1 protein-coding gene is annotated in these 313 nt (G+C 73.8%); it reads right to left on the reverse strand.

The window, feature by feature from the left end; genetic code table 11:
• Window positions 1-313 (reverse strand): efflux RND transporter permease subunit (locus tag WDW90_RS38655; protein ID WP_336492939.1); only part of this gene is annotated, 313 nt, incomplete at both ends.

Here is a 313-nt window from a genome sequence, read left to right on the forward strand (position 1 = left end):
CGCGCAGGCGCAGCTCGCGGGCGAACTCGACGATCAGGATCGCGTTCTTGCTGGCGAGCGCGATCAGCAGGACGAGGCCGATCTGCGGGTAGATGTTGTTGGCGGCCCCCGCGAGCGTCAGGGCCGCCACGGTGCCGAGCAGGGCGAGCGGCACGGCCAGCACCACGGCGAGCGGCGCCGTCCAGCTCTCGTACTGGCCGGCGAGCACCAGGAGCACGAGGAGCAGCGCCAGCGCGACCACCCCGTAGGCCTGGTTGCCGAGGGCGGCCTCCTGGGAGGCGATGCCGACCCAGTCGGCCCGCATGCCGGGCGG

The sequence above is a fragment of the Methylobacterium nigriterrae genome (assembly GCF_037106235.1).
Taxonomy (GTDB): domain Bacteria; phylum Pseudomonadota; class Alphaproteobacteria; order Rhizobiales; family Beijerinckiaceae; genus Methylobacterium; species Methylobacterium nigriterrae.